17 protein-coding genes are annotated in these 17,676 nt (G+C 49.6%); 15 read left to right on the top strand and 2 right to left on the bottom strand.

The features are described from left to right. Positions 1-40: 40 nt before the first annotated feature. Positions 41-349, bottom strand: a complete 309-nt coding sequence (locus L9P36_RS01805; RefSeq protein ID WP_237464473.1) for a hypothetical protein — start codon at positions 347-349, stop codon at positions 41-43. Between the two features lie 125 nt (positions 350-474). Here L9P36_RS01805 and zrgA point away from each other — a divergent pair, with 125 nt between their 5' ends. The 13 genes from zrgA to thiQ all read left to right on the top strand — a co-directional run bounded on the left by zrgA (position 475) and on the right by thiQ (position 14,430). After that, positions 475-1,167 carry a zinc uptake protein ZrgA gene (gene zrgA, locus L9P36_RS01800; RefSeq protein ID WP_237464472.1) on the top strand — a complete coding sequence of 231 codons (693 nt, stop codon included), beginning with the start codon at positions 475-477 and terminating at the stop codon, positions 1,165-1,167. 36 nt (positions 1,168-1,203) lie between these two features. Next, the gene (locus tag L9P36_RS01795) at positions 1,204-1,899 is read left to right on the top strand and encodes an ABC transporter ATP-binding protein (protein ID WP_237464470.1); all 696 of its coding nucleotides are present in this window, start codon (positions 1,204-1,206) and stop codon (positions 1,897-1,899) included. Continuing rightward, entirely contained in the window at positions 1,896-3,152 is a 1,257-nt protein-coding gene (locus L9P36_RS01790; RefSeq protein WP_237464468.1) for an ABC transporter permease, read from the top strand. Before L9P36_RS01795 ends, L9P36_RS01790 begins: the two co-directional genes overlap by 4 nt. A gap of 10 nt (positions 3,153-3,162) precedes the next feature. Continuing rightward, positions 3,163-3,633, top strand: coding sequence for a DUF3299 domain-containing protein (locus L9P36_RS01785; protein WP_237464466.1), 471 nt, complete (start codon positions 3,163-3,165; stop codon positions 3,631-3,633). 474 nt (positions 3,634-4,107) lie between these two features. Beyond that, complete coding sequence (locus tag L9P36_RS01780; protein WP_237464464.1) at positions 4,108-5,052, top strand: TIGR03899 family protein; 945 nt, start codon at positions 4,108-4,110, stop codon at positions 5,050-5,052. 343 nt (positions 5,053-5,395) lie between these two features. After that, positions 5,396-6,988: a 2-isopropylmalate synthase gene (gene leuA / locus L9P36_RS01775; protein ID WP_237464463.1), complete on the top strand. Its 1,593-nt coding sequence runs from the start codon at positions 5,396-5,398 to the stop codon at positions 6,986-6,988. Continuing rightward, positions 6,988-8,079 carry a 3-isopropylmalate dehydrogenase gene (gene leuB, locus L9P36_RS01770; protein WP_237464462.1) on the top strand — a complete coding sequence of 364 codons (1,092 nt, stop codon included), beginning with the start codon at positions 6,988-6,990 and terminating at the stop codon, positions 8,077-8,079. Before leuA ends, leuB begins: the two co-directional genes overlap by 1 nt. A gap of 2 nt (positions 8,080-8,081) precedes the next feature. Then, positions 8,082-9,503: a 3-isopropylmalate dehydratase large subunit gene (gene leuC / locus L9P36_RS01765; RefSeq protein ID WP_237464461.1), complete on the top strand. Its 1,422-nt coding sequence runs from the start codon at positions 8,082-8,084 to the stop codon at positions 9,501-9,503. Positions 9,504-9,512: 9 nt separating this feature from the next. Next, a complete protein-coding gene (gene leuD, locus L9P36_RS01760) occupies positions 9,513-10,115 on the top strand; it encodes a 3-isopropylmalate dehydratase small subunit (RefSeq protein ID WP_237464460.1) in 603 nt (200 codons plus the stop codon). 75 nt (positions 10,116-10,190) lie between these two features. Next, a complete protein-coding gene (locus tag L9P36_RS01755; RefSeq protein WP_237464459.1) occupies positions 10,191-10,991 on the top strand; it encodes a DUF547 domain-containing protein in 801 nt (266 codons plus the stop codon). Between the two features lie 79 nt (positions 10,992-11,070). Further along, the gene (gene thiB / locus L9P36_RS01750; RefSeq protein ID WP_237464457.1) at positions 11,071-12,069 is read left to right on the top strand and encodes a thiamine ABC transporter substrate binding subunit; all 999 of its coding nucleotides are present in this window, start codon (positions 11,071-11,073) and stop codon (positions 12,067-12,069) included. Continuing rightward, positions 12,045-13,688: a thiamine/thiamine pyrophosphate ABC transporter permease gene (gene thiP / locus L9P36_RS01745; RefSeq protein ID WP_237464455.1), complete on the top strand. Its 1,644-nt coding sequence runs from the start codon at positions 12,045-12,047 to the stop codon at positions 13,686-13,688. The genes thiB and thiP overlap by 25 nt, the downstream gene beginning before the upstream one ends. Then, a complete protein-coding gene (gene thiQ / locus L9P36_RS01740) occupies positions 13,681-14,430 on the top strand; it encodes a thiamine ABC transporter ATP-binding protein (RefSeq protein WP_237464454.1) in 750 nt (249 codons plus the stop codon). The genes thiP and thiQ overlap by 8 nt, the downstream gene beginning before the upstream one ends. Positions 14,431-14,545: 115 nt before the next feature. On the opposite strand, the gene rsmI is transcribed toward thiQ, so the two are convergent. Beyond that, entirely contained in the window at positions 14,546-15,412 is an 867-nt protein-coding gene (gene rsmI, locus L9P36_RS01735; RefSeq protein ID WP_237464451.1) for a 16S rRNA (cytidine(1402)-2'-O)-methyltransferase, read from the bottom strand. A 61-nt stretch (positions 15,413-15,473) separates the two neighbouring features. Between rsmI and L9P36_RS01730 the strand changes: the two genes are divergently transcribed. Beyond that, positions 15,474-17,324: a penicillin-binding protein activator gene (locus tag L9P36_RS01730; RefSeq protein ID WP_237464450.1), complete on the top strand. Its 1,851-nt coding sequence runs from the start codon at positions 15,474-15,476 to the stop codon at positions 17,322-17,324. Continuing rightward, entirely contained in the window at positions 17,221-17,676 is a 456-nt protein-coding gene (locus L9P36_RS01725; RefSeq protein ID WP_354004715.1) for a YraN family protein, read from the top strand. The genes L9P36_RS01730 and L9P36_RS01725 overlap by 104 nt, the downstream gene beginning before the upstream one ends.

The raw sequence follows: 17,676 nt of genomic DNA, 5'->3' as shown, positions 1-17,676 counted from the left end.
ACTCCTTTCCATGCATAGTAGACATCCAGACTTCCAGATGTTATCCCGCAGCCTGTTGAATGTCGAGCAACAAATGTACAAAAAAAGAAAATGAAATTTTTTCGCAATCAATCTCATTTGTTATAACATAACAAAACTTAGACAAGGGAGTGTGTTGTGGTTTTAAATCGGTGGCGTCAAATCTGCTGTGCTCTGATAGTGCTTGCGATCCTTGCGAGTACTTGTCACCTGCATGATGCTGCCAGTCTCGACCATTCAACCCATTGCCAAATTTGCCATCAGCTGATTTATGCACCACCCAGCCCAGTGAGCACGATTCTGGTGTGCCTTCAGCACTGGCTCCCGACACCTTTTTTACTGATCATTCCGATTGTTGCACTAGCACTTGCGCCTCGTGCTCGCGCGCCACCTTCATTGCCACCAAATTGCCATATTTCTCATCTATCTTAAAAGAAACAGTTTGGAATCAATACAATGAATAAATTTATCACCACCAGCGCCACCCTTGCGCTTTGCTTAAGTGCGCCCTTTGTTTATGCCCAAAAACACACTGAGAATATGCTGCAGCACCAAGCGCATGTCCATGGCCAAGTGCAACTCAATATTGCACAAGATGAAGGTGAACTGCTGATTGAAGTGGTCGCACCGGGCAGCGATGTGGTTGGCTTTGAACATGCGCCCAGCAATGCAGAACAAGCCGCGAAATTAAGCGCTGCGATTGCGCAGTTAGAGCAAGCTAATTCGCTTTGGCAACTGCCAAACAATGCGCAATGCAAACTCAACGACGTCACCGTAGAAACCCATGGCATGGCCCCTGATGCTGCAGATGATCATACCGACCATCATGACCATGCTCAGCACAAAGATCATGACGCCCATGAACACCATGGTGACAAACATAGCGACAAACATGATGACAAGCATGACCACGCTGATCACCACGCGCATGATCATGACCAGAGTCAGGCGGATCAACATGGCGAGTTTCATGCTAATTACCACTATCAATGCAGCAATCCAAAAGCCTTAAATCAACTTGATGTGCGTTGGTTTACCTATTTCCCACAAAGCCAAACCCTACAAGTCGCTTGGCTTAGCGCTCAAGGACAAACCGCACTCACCCTCAAAGCCAGTGACGGTAAAAGCCAGTCCATCTCTCACCCATAATGCAGGACGCCAAGGCGAAAGCCTTGGCGATATTGGATGTCCTTACTCACGCTTAATGAAGTGCACTTTCGCTGGTCAAAGCAGGATGAATGGCTATTAAAATTGCCGCGCTTTGAGCTCAACGCTGGCGATCGCGTTTTTTTACGTGGCCCAAGCGGCTGTGGTAAATCAACTTTGCTTAGTTTAATTGCAGGTTTTCTATCGCCAGAACAGGGGTGCATCAAGCTGCTCAATGCCCCCTTTTCGGCGCAAAAAGCCAGTCAGCGCGATCAACTGCGCGCCGATCATATGGGCTATGTTTTTCAAATGTTTAATCTGCTGCCCTACCTTTCAGTGATTGATAATGTGCGGCTACCCCTGCAATTTTCCAAGCGCCGACGTCAGCGCCTTGAAAAACCAGCGCAGCAAGCTGCTGAAGATCTGCTTAAAGGCTTAGGATTACCGCTTAAAATGGCTCATCGACCCGTTCATCAACTAAGTATCGGTCAGCAGCAACGAGTCGCCGTGGCGCGCGCACTGATTGGCTCACCAGAGCTGATCATTGCCGATGAGCCGACCTCCGCGCTAGATCATGCTAATCGCGATAGCTTTATGAAGCTATTGCTAGAACAGGTGGCACAAACCGATACTGGCTTGCTCTTTGTCAGTCACGATCCGACGCTAGCCAAGCATTTTGATCATCACTATGCATTGCCGGAACTTAATCAAGCACAGCAGGAGAGCACGCAATGAATATGTTGCTACTCGCTTGGCAAAGTCTGAGCAATCGCCGGCTCACGGCGATCCTCACTATTTTCAGCATCGCTATTTCAGTGGCACTGCTGCTGGGCGTTTCACAGGTTCGCGAACAAACCAAACAAAGCTTTACGCGCACTGTATCGGGCACTGATCTCATCGTTGGCGCGCGCTCTAGCCAAGTGAATTTATTGCTCTACAGCGTGTTTCGCATTGGCAATGCCACCAATAATATTGACTGGCAAAGCTATCAAATGGTGAAAAACCATCGCGCTGTCAAATGGACCATTCCGCTGTCACTGGGCGATTCCCATCGCGGTTTTCGCGTACTTGGCACCAATCAGAATTACTTTACCTACCTGCGCTACGGAAAAAAACAACCGCTAAGCTTTGCCAAAGGTTGGCCATTTCAAGGATTGTTTGAAACCGTCATTGGCGCCGAAGTGGCGCAAAAATTGGGCTATCAGGTAGGCGATCACATCATCATTGCCCATGGCATTAGCGATCAAGCCTTTAACCGTCACGACAATCTGCCCTTTACCATTGTTGGCATTCTCAACCCAACGGGTACCCCGGTCGATAAAAGCGTGCATGTCTCGCTAGAGGCCATCGAGGCGATTCATGTCGGTTGGCAAAGCGGCGCAAAAATCGGCCAAACGCCTAGCCAAAGTGAGCTAGCCAATCATCCATTTCAACCCAAACAGCTCACCGCTGTGATGGTGGGATTAAACAGCCGGGTTCAAGCCTTTGCCCTGCAGCGTCAGCTCAATCAATATCGCGGCGAAGCGCTCAGCGCTATTTTGCCGGGAGTTGCACTGCAAGAGCTGTGGCAGATGATGAACATTGCAGAAAAAGCGCTGACCATGGTCTCGGTCTTTGTGGTGATTGCGGGGCTGCTTGGTATGCTCACCAGCATGCTCACCAGCCTCAATGAAAGACGGCGAGAAATGGCCATTTTGCGCGCCATGGGTGCTCGCCCGAAACACATCTACTGGCTTTTATGCAGTGAAGCGCTGCTTCTCAGTACCCTTGGTATCGCCCTTGGTATTGCTCTGCTGATGCTCACCATCACAGGACTCTCACCTTGGGTGCTCAATCAATTTGGTCTTGCCTTAAGCACGCAGTGGCCCACGCAAACTGAGTGGCTGATTTTATTGGTCGTCCTGATCATTGGCACTTTGGTCGGCCTCATTCCAGCCCGACGCGCCTATCGCCAATCGCTCGCCGATGGCATGAATATTCGTTTATAGGAGAACAGCCATGCACAGATTATGGCTTGCGATTTGTTTACTGTTTTCAACCACGGTCTCCGCAGAAGAGTTGCTGCTTGATTGGATCGATTTAATCCCTGAAAAAGAGCGCAACCAAGTGATCGCCATGCCGATGATCGATCATGAAGGGGAAGCGCAACAATCTTTGGTTGGCGACGTGCGCACCGAGCTTAATGGCAGTGAGGTGAAGATTCCCGGCTTTGTGATCCCCTTAGAAGGCGACGATCAGGTCGTGACTGAATTTTTGTTGGTGCCCTATTTTGGCGCCTGTATTCATGTGCCGCCACCACCACCGAATCAAATCGTTTATGTGAAATTTGCCAAGGGCGCGCCCCTACAAGAGCTGTGGGATGTGGTCTACGTTACCGGTATTTTAAAAACAGAACATATCAGCAGTGAGCTAGCAGAAGTAGCTTATATACTAGAGGGCAATGCCGTACTTCCCTATGACGAGTATTAAATGAGCGGTTGAAATGAAATAAAAGGGAAGCGTTTAGAGAATAAAACTGCGGTTGCATTGCGGCTATCCCCACCGCTGCAACCCAGTTTTTATCTGTGGTGACTTAATGGAACAGCGATTACATTGAGCCTGTACGAACGAGAATATATCCCAGCGAAAACAGTACAGCGCAATAGCCCACCACCATTAACAGATCGAGTTTATCCTTAGGAAAACGCATCACATCACTCCTTGCGGCTAAATTCGATTTAATTATTAACATCAATTCAACATCAGCGAAAGTATTTTACAATTTCTTTGCATTGACATCTCTGCGCCATGAAAAGAATCCATTGCAAATTCAAGTGGTTTTTATCGACAACGTGGACTGCTGAAAAAATTGACACATTTGTCGCTCAAAAAAAGCGCTTTTGCTATACCCTAGCCTGCCCAATCTGCTAAATATGATCGCCTCAGTCACTCGAGTAAATGACTATGTCTGAATCCTCTACACCGCAACCTGAATCCACCGCCACCCCAGTGGTCATTGAGCAAGCACAATCAGCATCATCGAGCCAATCGCAATCCTCTCAAGGCAACAAACAAAAGCAGCGCGACTACATGATGAGTAGCGAAGCGCGTGCATTAGAGATTGGTAAACGCTTTCATATTGATGCCTTGATAGCGGGAAAATCAGAGCAAGATTTAGCAGAGCGCACCGCAGAACGTCAGCGCTATGAGCTACAACGCCGCCAAGCCAACCTCGAGAACATTCTCAAACTTTGCTACGGTCAATGCCGTAACGAGGCGTCGCAAGAGCCTGACAGCGATTGGCTACACCATTTTTTTACTATGGCGCAGCAAGTCCATGGCACCAGCATGCAGCAGTTATGGGCACGCATCCTTAAGCATGAAATGATTCAGCCCGGCCACTTCTCGGTGAAATCGCTACAAGTACTGCTCAATATGACGCAACGCGAAGCGCAGCTGTTTCAGCGTGCCTGCGCGCTCTCTTGTAGCTTTGGCGGCGACCACAGTAAAAAGCTGCTGACAGGTATTAAATCTGGCGCGGGTATTAAGCAATGGTTTAAACCAGAAGCGCCGCAACTGATTAGCCTTGGACAGTATCAATTGCCTTACTCTAGCTTGCTAGTACTGATGGAACTGGGGTTGATTCTATCCACCGAGCTTGAATCCGGCACAGTCGCCATGCAGCCCCCCTTGGTGTTGCAATATCAGCAGCACAGTTATCAGCTCACCCCTCGCCAGAAAGGTACGCGCCTGCTCTATTACCGCTTTACCCCAATTGGTAACGAGCTTGCCAAGCTATTAGGCAATAAGACACAGCAAAACTATCAGCAGGATCTGCTCGATATTTTGGCGCAGCGCTTCTTTGTTGATAGCTCAGTGAATGGTGGGCAAGTGAATACTCAGGTATAAGCAGCAAAGTGCTCTAGATAAAAAAACCAAGAACACTCAACTTAAGTAGCATAAAAAACCAGCAAACAAATCATTCACTGCTCAACTATGACGTTCTTGTTTTGCTGCCTTGACTCCAAAGAAGGGAATCGGTTACTTATAAGTCAGTTTCTGTGCAAAAAGGCATTCAAATGCGTTTCAACATTCTTCTCCTCAACCTCCTCCTGATCGTGACTGGTTCGCGCGGGTAGGTATTGGCTGAAGAAGAGCACAGACCGAATTGTAACCCGCGCTAAGGCGCGGGTTTTTTCATCTTTAAAGCCCGCGCAAGAAGCGCCGACTCAGGGCAAAGAAGGGAAACATGATGAGCAACAATGTTATTTTATTTGATACAACCTTGCGTGATGGCGAACAAGCGCTATCGGCCAGTCTAACCGTCAAAGAGAAATTACAAATCGCCTTAGCCCTAGAGCGCCTAGGCATGGATGTGATTGAAGCTGGTTTTCCGGTGTCATCGCCCGGCGATTTTGAGTCCGTTCGAACCATTGCACAAACCCTGAAAAGTGCGCGTGTTTGTGCCCTATCTCGTGCGGTCGATAAAGACATTGATGCCGCTTATGAAGCGTTAAAAGTCGCTGAAGCCTTTCGTATTCACACCTTTATTTCAACCTCAACCATTCACGTCGAAGATAAGCTCAAGCGCAGCTATGACCAAGTGGTTGAGATGGCCGTTGCCGCCGTCAAACGCGCCCGTCGCTATACCGATGATGTCGAGTTCTCCTGTGAAGATGCTGGCCGCACGCCCATTGATAATTTGTGCCGCATGGTCGAAGCAGCGATCGATGCCGGTGCCAGTACGGTGAATATTCCAGATACCGTAGGTTACACCCTGCCCAATGAATTTGGCGGCATTATCGAAACCCTCTTTAATCGCGTCCCCAATATCGATAAAGCGGTGATCTCGGTGCACTGCCATGATGATTTAGGCATGTCGGTGGCCAACTCCATGGCCGCAGTGCAAGCCGGTGCGCGCCAAGTGGAAGGTACCATTAACGGCATTGGTGAGCGCGCAGGCAACTGCGCCCTAGAAGAGATCGCAATGATCATCAAAACCCGCGAATCCTTCTTGGGCGGCCTTACCACCAATGTGAATCATCAAGAGATTCACCGCACCAGCAAGATGGTGAGTCAGCTTTGTAATATGCCAGTACAGCCCAACAAAGCCATTGTCGGCGCCAACGCCTTTAGCCACTCATCAGGCATTCACCAAGATGGCATGCTCAAGAACAAAAATACCTACGAGATCATGACGCCAGAGTCCATCGGCCTCAATAACAAAGCGCTGAACTTGACCAGCCGCTCAGGCCGCGCCGCAGTGAAAAGCCATATGGATGCCATGGGCTACACCGAGGGTGAGTACGACTTAGATGTGTTGTACCAAGACTTCTTGGATCTTGCCGATCGTAAGGGCCAAGTTTTTGATTATGACCTTGAAGCCTTGATGTATTTTGCCAATGTGCGCGATGAAGATGACTTCTTCAAAATGAACTATCTCAGCGTGCAATCAGGCAGCATTATGGCCACCACCAGCATTCGTTTGCAGTGCGGCGAAGAAGAGCGCTGTGAAGCTGCGGTGGGTAACGGTCCTGTCGATGCCCTTTATCAGTGTATCTACCGCATTACTGGCTATGAGATCGTGTTGGATAAATTCGATCTGACTGCCAAGGGTGAAGGTGAAGATGGTCTAGGTCAGGCGGATATCATCGCCAACTACAAGGGCTGTAAATATCACGGTACCGGTCTTGCTACCGATATCGTTGAAGCCTCAGGCCAGGCCCTACTTCACGTGATCAACAGTATTCATCGCGCCGAGCGTATCGCCGCGATCAAACATTCAAATCAACAGCATCAAGCGCACTCGCAGAAAGAGCACAATATTTCATCGGAGCAAATGTAATGACAAGGAATTATCAAGTCGCAGTATTGGCCGGAGATGGCATCGGACCTGAAGTCATGGTGCAAGCCAACAAAGTATTAGACGCCATTGAAACCCGCTTTGGCTTTACCCTCAGCCGCCAAGCCTATGATGTGGGCGGCGCCGCCATCGACAACCACGGCTGCCCACTACCGCAATCGACCATTGCCGGCTGTGAAGCTGCTGATGCCGTGCTATTTGGCTCAGTAGGCGGTCCAAAGTGGGAGCATTTGCCACCCGATGAACAGCCAGAGCGCGGCGCACTGCTTCCGCTTCGCAAGCACTTTTCTTTGTTTTGTAATTTGCGTCCAGCGCAAATTCACCAAGGGCTAGAGAACTTCTCACCGCTGCGTGCGGATATCTCTGCCAAGGGCTTTGATATCGTGGTAGTGCGCGAGCTCACCGGCGGAATCTACTTTGGTCAGCCAAAGGGTCGCGAAGGTGAAGGTGCGCAGGAAAAAGCCTTTGATACTGAGATCTATCATCGCTTTGAGATTGAGCGTATCGCCAAGATCGCCTTTGAATCAGCGCGCCTACGCCGCAAAAAAGTGTGCTCGATTGATAAAGCCAACGTCCTTCAAAGCTCCATTTTATGGCGCCAAGTGGTCACCGAAGTGGCGCAGGATTACCCAGATGTTGAACTGAGCCACATGTATATCGACAACGCCACCATGCAGCTGATCAAAGATCCTGCGCAGTTTGATGTGATGCTTTGCTCCAACATCTTTGGCGACATTTTGTCCGACGAGTGCGCGATGATCACCGGCTCCATGGGCATGCTGCCTTCTGCTAGCTTAAATGAAAGCCAATTTGGCCTATATGAGCCAGCAGGTGGCTCAGCGCCAGATATCGCAGGTAAAAACATCGCCAACCCTGTGGCGCAAATTTTGTCTGCCGCCCTAATGCTTCGCTACAGCCTAGGTGAAGAAGAAGCGGCGCAAGCCATTGAAGCTGCGGTTTCAGCCGCCCTTGCCAAAGGTCAGCTAACGGCTGATTTGGCAGGCAAGGAACCAGCGCTTGGTACCGATGAAATGGGTGATGTGATCGCCGCCTATGTGGCTCAAGGAGTGTAATCATGGCTAAAACGCTTTATCAAAAGATCTTTGACGCGCACATCGCCGTTGAAGCCAAGGGTGAGAACCCAATTTTGTATATCGACCGTCACTTGGTCCATGAAGTGACCTCGCCACAGGCTTTTGATGGCCTGCGTGAAAAGGGACGCACCGTGCGTCAGGTTAGCAAAACCTTTGCCACCATGGATCACAACGTCTCGACGCAAACCAAAGACATCAATGCCAGTGGCGAGATGGCACGTATTCAGATGGAAACCCTATCGCAAAACTGCGCTGAATTTGGGGTCACCTTGTATGACATCAACCATCCCTACCAAGGTATTGTCCATGTCATGGGGCCTGAACTTGGCATCACATTGCCTGGCACCACCATTGTTTGTGGCGACTCACACACCGCCACCCATGGTGCATTTGGCGCACTAGCTTTTGGTATCGGAACCTCAGAAGTCGAGCATGTACTGGCCACCCAAACGCTCAAACAAGCGCGCGCCAAAACCATGAAGATTGAAGTACACGGCAAAGTCGCACCGGGGATCACCGCCAAAGATATCGTACTGGCGATCATCGGCAAAACCACCGCAGCTGGCGGCACCGGTTATGTGGTGGAGTTTTGTGGTGAAGCGATTCGCGATCTCACCATGGAAGGTCGCATGACGGTCTGTAATATGGCCATTGAATTGGGCGCTAAAGCGGGTCTTATCGCGCCGGATCAAACCACCTTTGATTACCTTGAAAATCGCAAGTTCAGCCCATCGGGCGATGCATGGCAGCGCGCAGTTGAATACTGGCAAACACTGAAAACCGATGAAGGCGCAAGCTTTGATGCTGAGGTGATCCTTGATGCGGCGGAGATCACCCCGCAAGTGACTTGGGGCACCAACCCAGGTCAGGTGATCGGTATTGATCAACTGATCCCAAATCCAGAGCTATTGAGCGACTTGGTCGAGCAAAGCTCAGCGCAAAAAGCCTTGGCGTATATGGGCCTTGAAGCAGGCAAGAAACTGTCTGACTTCCCCATTGATAAAGTCTTTATCGGTTCATGCACCAACTCACGCATTGAAGATATTCGCGCTGCAGCTGCAATTGCCAAAGGCCGCCGCGTAGCCCAAGGCGTACAAGCTTTGGTGGTTCCCGGCTCAGAGCAAGTGCGCGCACAAGCTGAGCGTGAAGGCTTGGATAAGATTTTGACCGATGCAGGTTTTGAATGGCGTTTGCCGGGCTGCTCCATGTGCTTGGCAATGAACAACGATCGCTTAGGGCCAAAAGAGCGCTGCGCATCCACCAGCAACCGTAACTTTGAAGGTCGCCAAGGTCGTGAAGGTCGCACTCACTTAGTGAGCCCGGCGATGGCCGCTGCTGCAGCTTGCGCCGGTCACTTTGTCGATATTCGTGAATTCCAACTTGAAACCAGCGACGCAATTTAAGGAGTCACCATGAGCGGATTTCAACAACATACAGGATTGGTGGTTCCACTAGATGCGGCAAACGTTGATACTGATGCCATCATTCCAAAGCAGTTTTTGCAAAAAGTCACCCGTGTTGGCTTTGGCAAACACCTTTTCCACGACTGGCGTTTTCTTGATGATGCTGGCGAGCAACCCAACCCGGCGTTCGTGCTCAATGAACCGCGCTACCAAGGCGCTAGCATTTTGCTCGCACGAGAAAATTTTGGCTGTGGCTCATCGCGTGAGCATGCACCATGGGCGCTGGCCGATTATGGGATTCGTGTGATGATCGCACCGAGTTTTGCCGATATTTTCTATGGCAACTCGATCAACAACCAAATGGTGCCAGTACGCCTGACTGACAGCGAAGTGGATGCGATTTTCCAATATGTCGCAAACAACGAGCAAGCGCAGGTCACGGTTGATCTTGAAAGCATGACGGTTAAAGCGGGCGAAGCTACCTATCATTTTGAAATTGATGAGTTTCGCCGCCACTGCTTGCTCAATGGTTTGGACAATATCGGTCTAACCTTGCAGCATGCAGACAAAATCGCCGAATACGAAGCAAAGATCCCTGACTTTCTCGCCTAATACGCGCGAATCAGCAGCGAAAACTCTCTATACTCAAAAGCGCTTCGGCGCTTTTTTTGATCACAGGAGATGGGCATGCGTATTGGTCTTGCGATTCTATTTTATGGCTTTAGTGCACTGGCTTTGGCTGCACCAAAAGCGGATTTATGGTCCTTTTGGCAACCCTATCAAGCCAATTCAACCCAGCGCGTCGATCACCAAGCTTGGCAGCAAATTCTCAATGACTATCTGGTGATATCGCCGCAGCAGCACAATGTGAATTACCAAAGCCTTAGCCAACATCGCGCCGCGCTTGATCGCTACATCACGCGCCTGAGTCAAATCGATCCACGCACGCTCAATCGTAACCAGCAATTTGCCTATTGGGTCAATCTCTACAATGCGTTGACGGTGCAATTGATTTTGGATCACTATCCCGTGAGCTCCATTCGCAAAATTGGCCCTTGGTATAAAGCCGGACCTTGGGATGAAAAAATTATTACCATTGCAGGCCAAAAGCTCACCCTAAACGATATTGAGCACCGCATTTTGCGGCCGATTTGGCGCGATCCACGCATTCACTATGTGGTCAATTGTGCCAGCTTGGGCTGTCCTGATTTGCCAGCAAAAGCGCTCAATGCCGACACCCTCAACGAGCAACTTGAGCATGCAGCATCCCGCTTTATCAACAGTAATAAAGGCGTAGAGCTACAGAATAATCAACTACAGCTATCACAGATTTATGATTGGTATGGATCTGATTTTGGCGACCGTGCCGCGCTACTTGCCCACCTTGCGCAATACAATCCCCAACTGGCTTCAACGCTGTTGCAGTGGTCAGGAAAGATAAATTACGACTACAACTGGCAGCTCAACGACGGTTCGCTATCGCAATAAGCCGTATTTTGTAGCATTTACCCAAGACAGCGGCCGCGATACCATATGCAACCGAAATGGACTGGCCATGGAGAGTCATATGTTGCGCCGCTTACTTGCTTTATCGCTGTTATTTTCCCCTTTTGCATTCGCCAATAGTGCGCCACAAAAACCGGTCCTCACCGTCTATACCTATAGCTCCTTTGCTTCTGAGTGGGGGCCAGGGCCTGCCATTGAGAAAGCCTTTGAAGCGCAATGTGATTGCGACTTGCAGTGGGTCGCACTCGATGATGGCGTATCAATCTTAAACCGCGTTCGTTTAGAAGGCGCGCGCAGCAAAGCCGATGTAGTGCTGGGTTTAGATAACAACCTACTCACTGAGGCGAAAAAAACAGGTCTCTTTGCGCCGCATCAATTGTCATCGATCAAACTCGTGCCAGCACTCGGTGATTGGCACAATGACACCTTTGTCCCCTATGACTACGGCTACTTTGCCTTTGTCTATCGCCAAGACAAACTGAGCACACCGCCCACCAGCATGAAAGCGCTTTTGGCCGATCAGAGTATCAAGGTGATCTACCAAGATCCGCGCACCTCAACACCAGGCCAAGGGCTGATGCTTTGGTTGCAAACCTTATATGGTGATCAAGCAGCGCAGGCATGGCAACAATTAGCTTCGCACACAGTCACCGTAACCAAGGGTTGGTCTGAAGCGTATAACCTCTTCTTGCAAGGGGAGGCGGATATGGTGCTCTCCTATACCAGCTCACCGGCTTATCACATCATCGCCGAAAATGATCAGCGCTTTGCCGCAGCGATTTTTGACGAAGGGAACTACCGCCAAGTTGAAGTAGCCGCGCAGCTTAAGCATGCACCGCAGCCCCAATTAGCCCAACAATTTCTGCAATTTGTGCTCACCCCAGATTTTCAAAGCCAAATGGCAACAGGCAACTGGATGTATCCCGTGACCGATGTGCTCTTACCCAAAGGATTTGATGCACTGCCAAAACCAGTCAAAAGCTTAGAGCTCAGCGCTGATGACATTGCCCAGCATCGCCGCCAATGGATTCGTCAATGGCAGCAAGCACTCGTGCAGTAATGCACGCATTGCAGACAATCACGCGCTTGAATCTCTCCTTGAACCATAAACTTCGCCGCGCCATTCCCTCCATGGGGGTATGGCTGGCGGCCGCTTTATTGGCGCTGCTGATCCTTTGCTTTTATCAGCTGTTTCATGCTGCGCCTGCGCTTAACTGGCAGGCGCTTTGGCAGGATCCCTACCTGCGTCATCTCAGCCAATTTAGCCTCTATCAAGCGGCGCTCTCAACCCTTCTCAGCGTCTTACTTGGCATTCCCTGCGCTATCGCGTTATATCGAAGCCAATGGCGTGGTAAAGCACTGCTGCTTCAGCTATGTGGACTGACGTTAGTTCTGCCTGTGTTTATTGCCGTCTTTGGCATCTTGGCGCTTTACGGTAATCGTGGTCTGGTGACCCAGTGGTTTGAGTTTGGCCCGCACTACAACATCTACGGTTTGCCCGGCATTCTTCTGGTGCATCTGTTTTTAAATGGCCCCTTTGCCACTCGCTTGTTTTATCAAGCCTTGCTCAATTTACCGCAAGCGCAACAACAACAAGCGCAGCAGCTCAATCTTTATGGATTTTACGCCTTTTATCTCCTTTACTGGCCCACGCTCAAACGCGTATTACCGAGCGTATTAAGCTTGATTTTTATGCTTTGCTTTACCAGCTTTGCGGCCGTGATGGTGATGGGCGGCGGCCCTCAGTCGAGCACCTTAGAAGTGGCCATCTACCAAGCCATTCGCTACGACCTCGATTATGGTTATGGCGCCCTCATTGCGCTTTGGCAAATGGTGCTTTGTAGCGCGCTTTTTCTACTCTTTTATCGCTTTCAACCCAAGCAGTCGAGCTGGCGTCAATTTCGTGCTCAGCAATCAAGCGTCTATCGCGCCAGTGCTTGGGATCACCTATGGCTCGGCATACTCTGCCTATGCCTATTACCACCACTTATCATCACAGTGAAACAAGGGATCTCCAGCGCCAGCTTACAGCTATTGTCTCAATCCAGTTTATGGCAGGCGCTGTGGACTTCATTGCAAATTGCCCTCGTGGCTAGCTTATTGGCCGCCATGTTTGCCTTGGGATTAGTACAAACACTGAAACGCTGGCGTTATCGGCATTGGCACCGACGCGCCACTTTGCTTGAGCTTTGTGCAAGCTTAATTTTGGTGCTACCTGCGGTCATGCTCAGCGCCGGACTCTTTTTATGGTTGTGGCAACGAGATTGGGCCTATGACTATGGCAAACTCACCATTATGTTGATCAATGCGGTGATGGCGCTGCCCTATATGATGCGTGCTATCAGTGCACCAGCGATTTCAGCGCATTTCACCTACCATCAGCTCAATCAAAGCTTGGGATTATCCAGATGGCAGCAACGGTGGCTTATCGATCTTCCGCTCCTGAAGCGGCCCATTTTACAGGGCATGGCCTTAAGCTTTTTACTCTCATTGGGAGATATCAGTGCCATCGCCATTTTTGGCCATCAGGATTTAATGACCCTACCCATGTATCTTTATCAACTGATGGATAGCTATCAAATGCAGGCCGCTGCCGGTGTGGCGCTACTGATGCTACTGCTGTCCTTGCTGTTATTTGTGTTGGCCGAATGGGCCAGCAAGGAGAAAAGCCGTGTCTAATTTGGCTCAAACATCAGCGCAGAGCAATCAACTCACTCTGCGCCAACTTTGCTTCGATTACGGCAGTGTTGAGACACAATTTTCCACGCATTGTGAAATTGAAGCGGGCACCATTACCGCCATTTTAGGCGCTAGCGGTGCAGGGAAAAGCACGCTACTGCACTTGCTCGCTGGATTTTTGCAACCCAAGCAAGGTGAGATGCAATGGCAAGGCCAAGTGCTCAATCCATTGGCGGTGAGTGATCGTCCACTGTCGATCCTATTTCAGCAGCACAATCTATTTGATCACCTCACCGTGGCGCACAACATTGGTCTTGGCATTCGCCCAGCCCTTCGTTTTAACGCGCAAGAAAAACGCGCCATTGAGCAAGCCGCAGCACAAGTGGGATTGAGCCAACAGCTCAATCAGCTACCGCCACAACTCTCTGGAGGTCAGCAGCAACGCGTGGCATTAGCGCGCTGTTTGATTCGACAAAAGCCACTGCTACTTTTAGATGAGCCCTTTTCTGCGCTGGATCCGGCGCTGCGCCAACAAATGCTGGCTTTGGTGGCAGAAAAAGCCAAAGCGAAAAATATCACGGTATTGATGGTGACCCATGATCTCAATGATGCAAAGGCCATTGCGAGCCATGCTTTGTTTGTCGATCGTGGCCAAGCCATGTGCTGGCAACCCATGAGTGCGCTTTTAGCACGCCGCGATTCAGCGTGGCTCGACTATCTCGGCGCTACGCCGGACATGTAAACGCCATGACTAAAGCAGATAAATAAACAGCTCACTAACACTTATCTATCAAGCAAAGATAAAAAACGGGATCCCATGGGATCCCGTTTGGTTATAAATAGCGAGCAGAAAACTATCAAGCATCAAGATGCTCAAGTCCCCATTTGTACAAGGCATTTTTTTTCAAATCATAAAGCTCAGCACAAATAGCCGCTGCTTTTTTCAGTGGCAATTCTTTCGCCAATAAAGCCAAGGCTTGGCGCGCTTTCGCTGGAAGCTCATCTTGATCTTTTTTACGCAAACCTGCGACCAATAGCACCATTTCACCTTTTTGCTGATTGTCGTCGGCTTGGCACCAAGCCACCAGCTCACCCAACGGCGCCATATGAATAGTTTCAAAGGTTTTGGTTAGCTCACGGGCTAAAACCACTTCACGGTCTGGCCCCAGAACAGCAAGCATATCGGCCAATGAGTCCATAATACGGTGAGGTGATTCATAAAAGATCAAAGTACGTGAGGCTTCACGCAACTCAGTAAAACGATCTTGGCGGGCTTTACTCTTTGGCGGCAAAAAGCCTTCAAAACTAAAACGATCTGATGGCAAACCCGAAGCACTTAGGGCGGTGATCACCGCGCAAGGACCTGGCAGTGGTACCACTTTGACGCCGGCTTGGCGACAGCGGTTGACGAGATGATAGCCAGGATCACTGATCAATGGAGTGCCTGCATCTGAAACCAGTGCAATACTTTTACCTTCGGTCAGTTGCGCAACCACTTGATCGGCTTTTTGCTGCTCATTGTGATCATGCAAGGCCATGGTGCGCGTTTGAATGCCAAAGTGACTGAGCAAACGGCCAGTATGACGCGTATCTTCAGCTGCAATGATATCTACTTGATTTAAAACAGCTAAAGCACGCTGCGTGATGTCAGCTAAATTACCTATTGGCGTCGGAACAATGTACAATGTAGCAGCGTCGACCACCACGGATGGAATATTACTCATTTGTCTAAGGTGGCTCCTGAGATTAATATAGAGTGCAACTAAGTAACGGTAAAACCAAGCTATGCTCAATTTATTCAGTAAAGGAATTGTATCACGTCTTGTCCTGATTGCGGCGATGACGATAGGTCTTGCCGCTTGTCAAAGTACAGGCGTTTCAAATATTCGAGCCGATATTACCGCGGAAGCGCAAAGCACCCCAGAGCAATATCGCACATTAGCTGAAGGCAGTGAGGGAGAAACTCGCCTAAATTGGAAGATCCTTGAGCTTAAAGCTCTGGTCAATGCACAACGTTATACCGAAGCCGAAACTTTACTAGTTTGGCTATCGAACCAAGCCTTAAGCCCAGTACAAATGGCTGAATGGCAGTTGGCACGCGCCGATATCAAATATGGCCAAGGCGACTATGATAACGCACTTGCTGGCCTCAACTTCCCTGATTGGTGGCAACTCAACGATAACCAATATCGTAGCTACCATGAAATGCGTGCGAAACTGCTGGCTCAATCCACCGAACTTCTACCAGCGCTACGCGCTCGTGTTGCACTCAGCCAATATCTACCAGAAGACCAACAAGCGGTGAACTGGGATGCGCTTTGGCAGCGCCTGATGCAAGAGCCTGTCGAAAACCTCCAAGCACTGACCTATGAGCCAACCGATGGTGTTCTCAAGGGCTGGGTTGATTTAGCTATTATTCGTCATCAGTTTATTCGTCGCCCTGTTAGCCTACAACGCGCATTGGCAGAATGGACCGAGGCCCATCCAACCCATCCTGCGATTCAATTTATGCCAGTTGAGCTAGCAACACTGGCTGATATTGAGATTGTACGTCCACAAAGCATTGCTCTACTTTTGCCGCTCAGTGGTCAATTTGCATCGCAAGCTGAAGTGATTCGTGATGGCTTCCTACAAGCCATGCTTGATGATCAAGATCGCGATCCACAAATGACCGTGAAAATCTACGATGTCACCAGCACACCATTGACCGATATTTATCAGCAACTGCTACTCGATAACATCGATTTTGTGGTCGGTCCGCTACTCAAAGACAAAGTGTTTGAGTTTGAACGTATCAACAATGGCAAATTGCCAATGTTGGCACTCAATGAACCAAGTGATGTAAAAGCTACGGGTGATGTTTGTTATCTTGCACTCTCACCTGAACAAGAAGCTGCGCAAGCTGCAACCTACCTGCATGACCATGGTTTCCAATACCCACTGATTTTTGCGCCAAACAATGCCTTGGGTGAGCGCAGCAGTGAAGCCTTTAGCGCCCAGTGGAAAACCCTTGCTGAAACACCAACTGTGATTCAGTATTTTGGCACCATGAAAGAGATGCAACAGCAGATCAACCAAGTTTTGGGTCTCAATGAAAGTGCGAATCGCATCTCGCAAATGCGTCAGCTTACCCGCCGTGGTTTAGAGTCTGAGAAACGCAGCCGTCGTGATATTGATGCGATTTATATGGTGGCATCACCAGCTGAATTGGCCATGCTCAAACCATTTATCCGCGTTGCAATCAACCCTGAAGCGAAGCAGCCAGGCATGTATGCCAGCTCTCGTGGCCATGCAACCAACATTGATCCGCAGCAGCTTAATGAGATCAAAGGCATTATCTTTAGTGATATTCCAATGCTTATTGAAGGCAACTCAAGCTACGATGCCTACCAATCACTCTGGCCTGGTCAAAGTGCCGGTATGGTTCGTTTGCATGCATTAGGGATGGATAGCTATACCCTTGCGGTTGAGCTACCGCAAATGAAAGCCCTACAGGGTTACACTGTTCCAGGTCAAAGCGGCCTGCTCAGCATTGATAACCAATGCGTGGTACAGCGCAAGCTTGACTGGGCAATTTATACAGGTACCGGCATTGCCCCTGTGGAAGCGCAACAAAGCCAACCCGCCGCACAATAAGCGGTCCGTCGGCGATTTTTATGAAGCCTTGGCCTGTCAATATTTGACAGGCCAAGGCTTGTTGCTTCTAGAGCGAAATTACCAATGTCAGCGGGGTGAGGTGGATCTCATCATGCAAGATCCACAGCAACAGATTGTCTTTGTCGAAGTCAAATATAGACAAAGTGAACGCTTTGGTGGCGCTCACTATGCCCTGACCCCAAGTAAACAACAAAAACTGCTGATCACCGCCCAACACTGGTTACTCCAGCGCGGCTACGATCCACACCAAACAGCCTATCGATTTGATTATGTTGCCATTAATGGTAAGCAAGCGATCGACTGGCTCACCAACGTTATCGCAGAAGGCTAA

Source organism: Vibrio stylophorae (assembly GCF_921293875.1).
GTDB classification, from domain to species: domain Bacteria; phylum Pseudomonadota; class Gammaproteobacteria; order Enterobacterales; family Vibrionaceae; genus Vibrio_A; species Vibrio_A stylophorae.
Note: the sequence above shows the minus strand (reverse complement) of the source record. Positions and strands in the feature narration are given on the sequence as shown.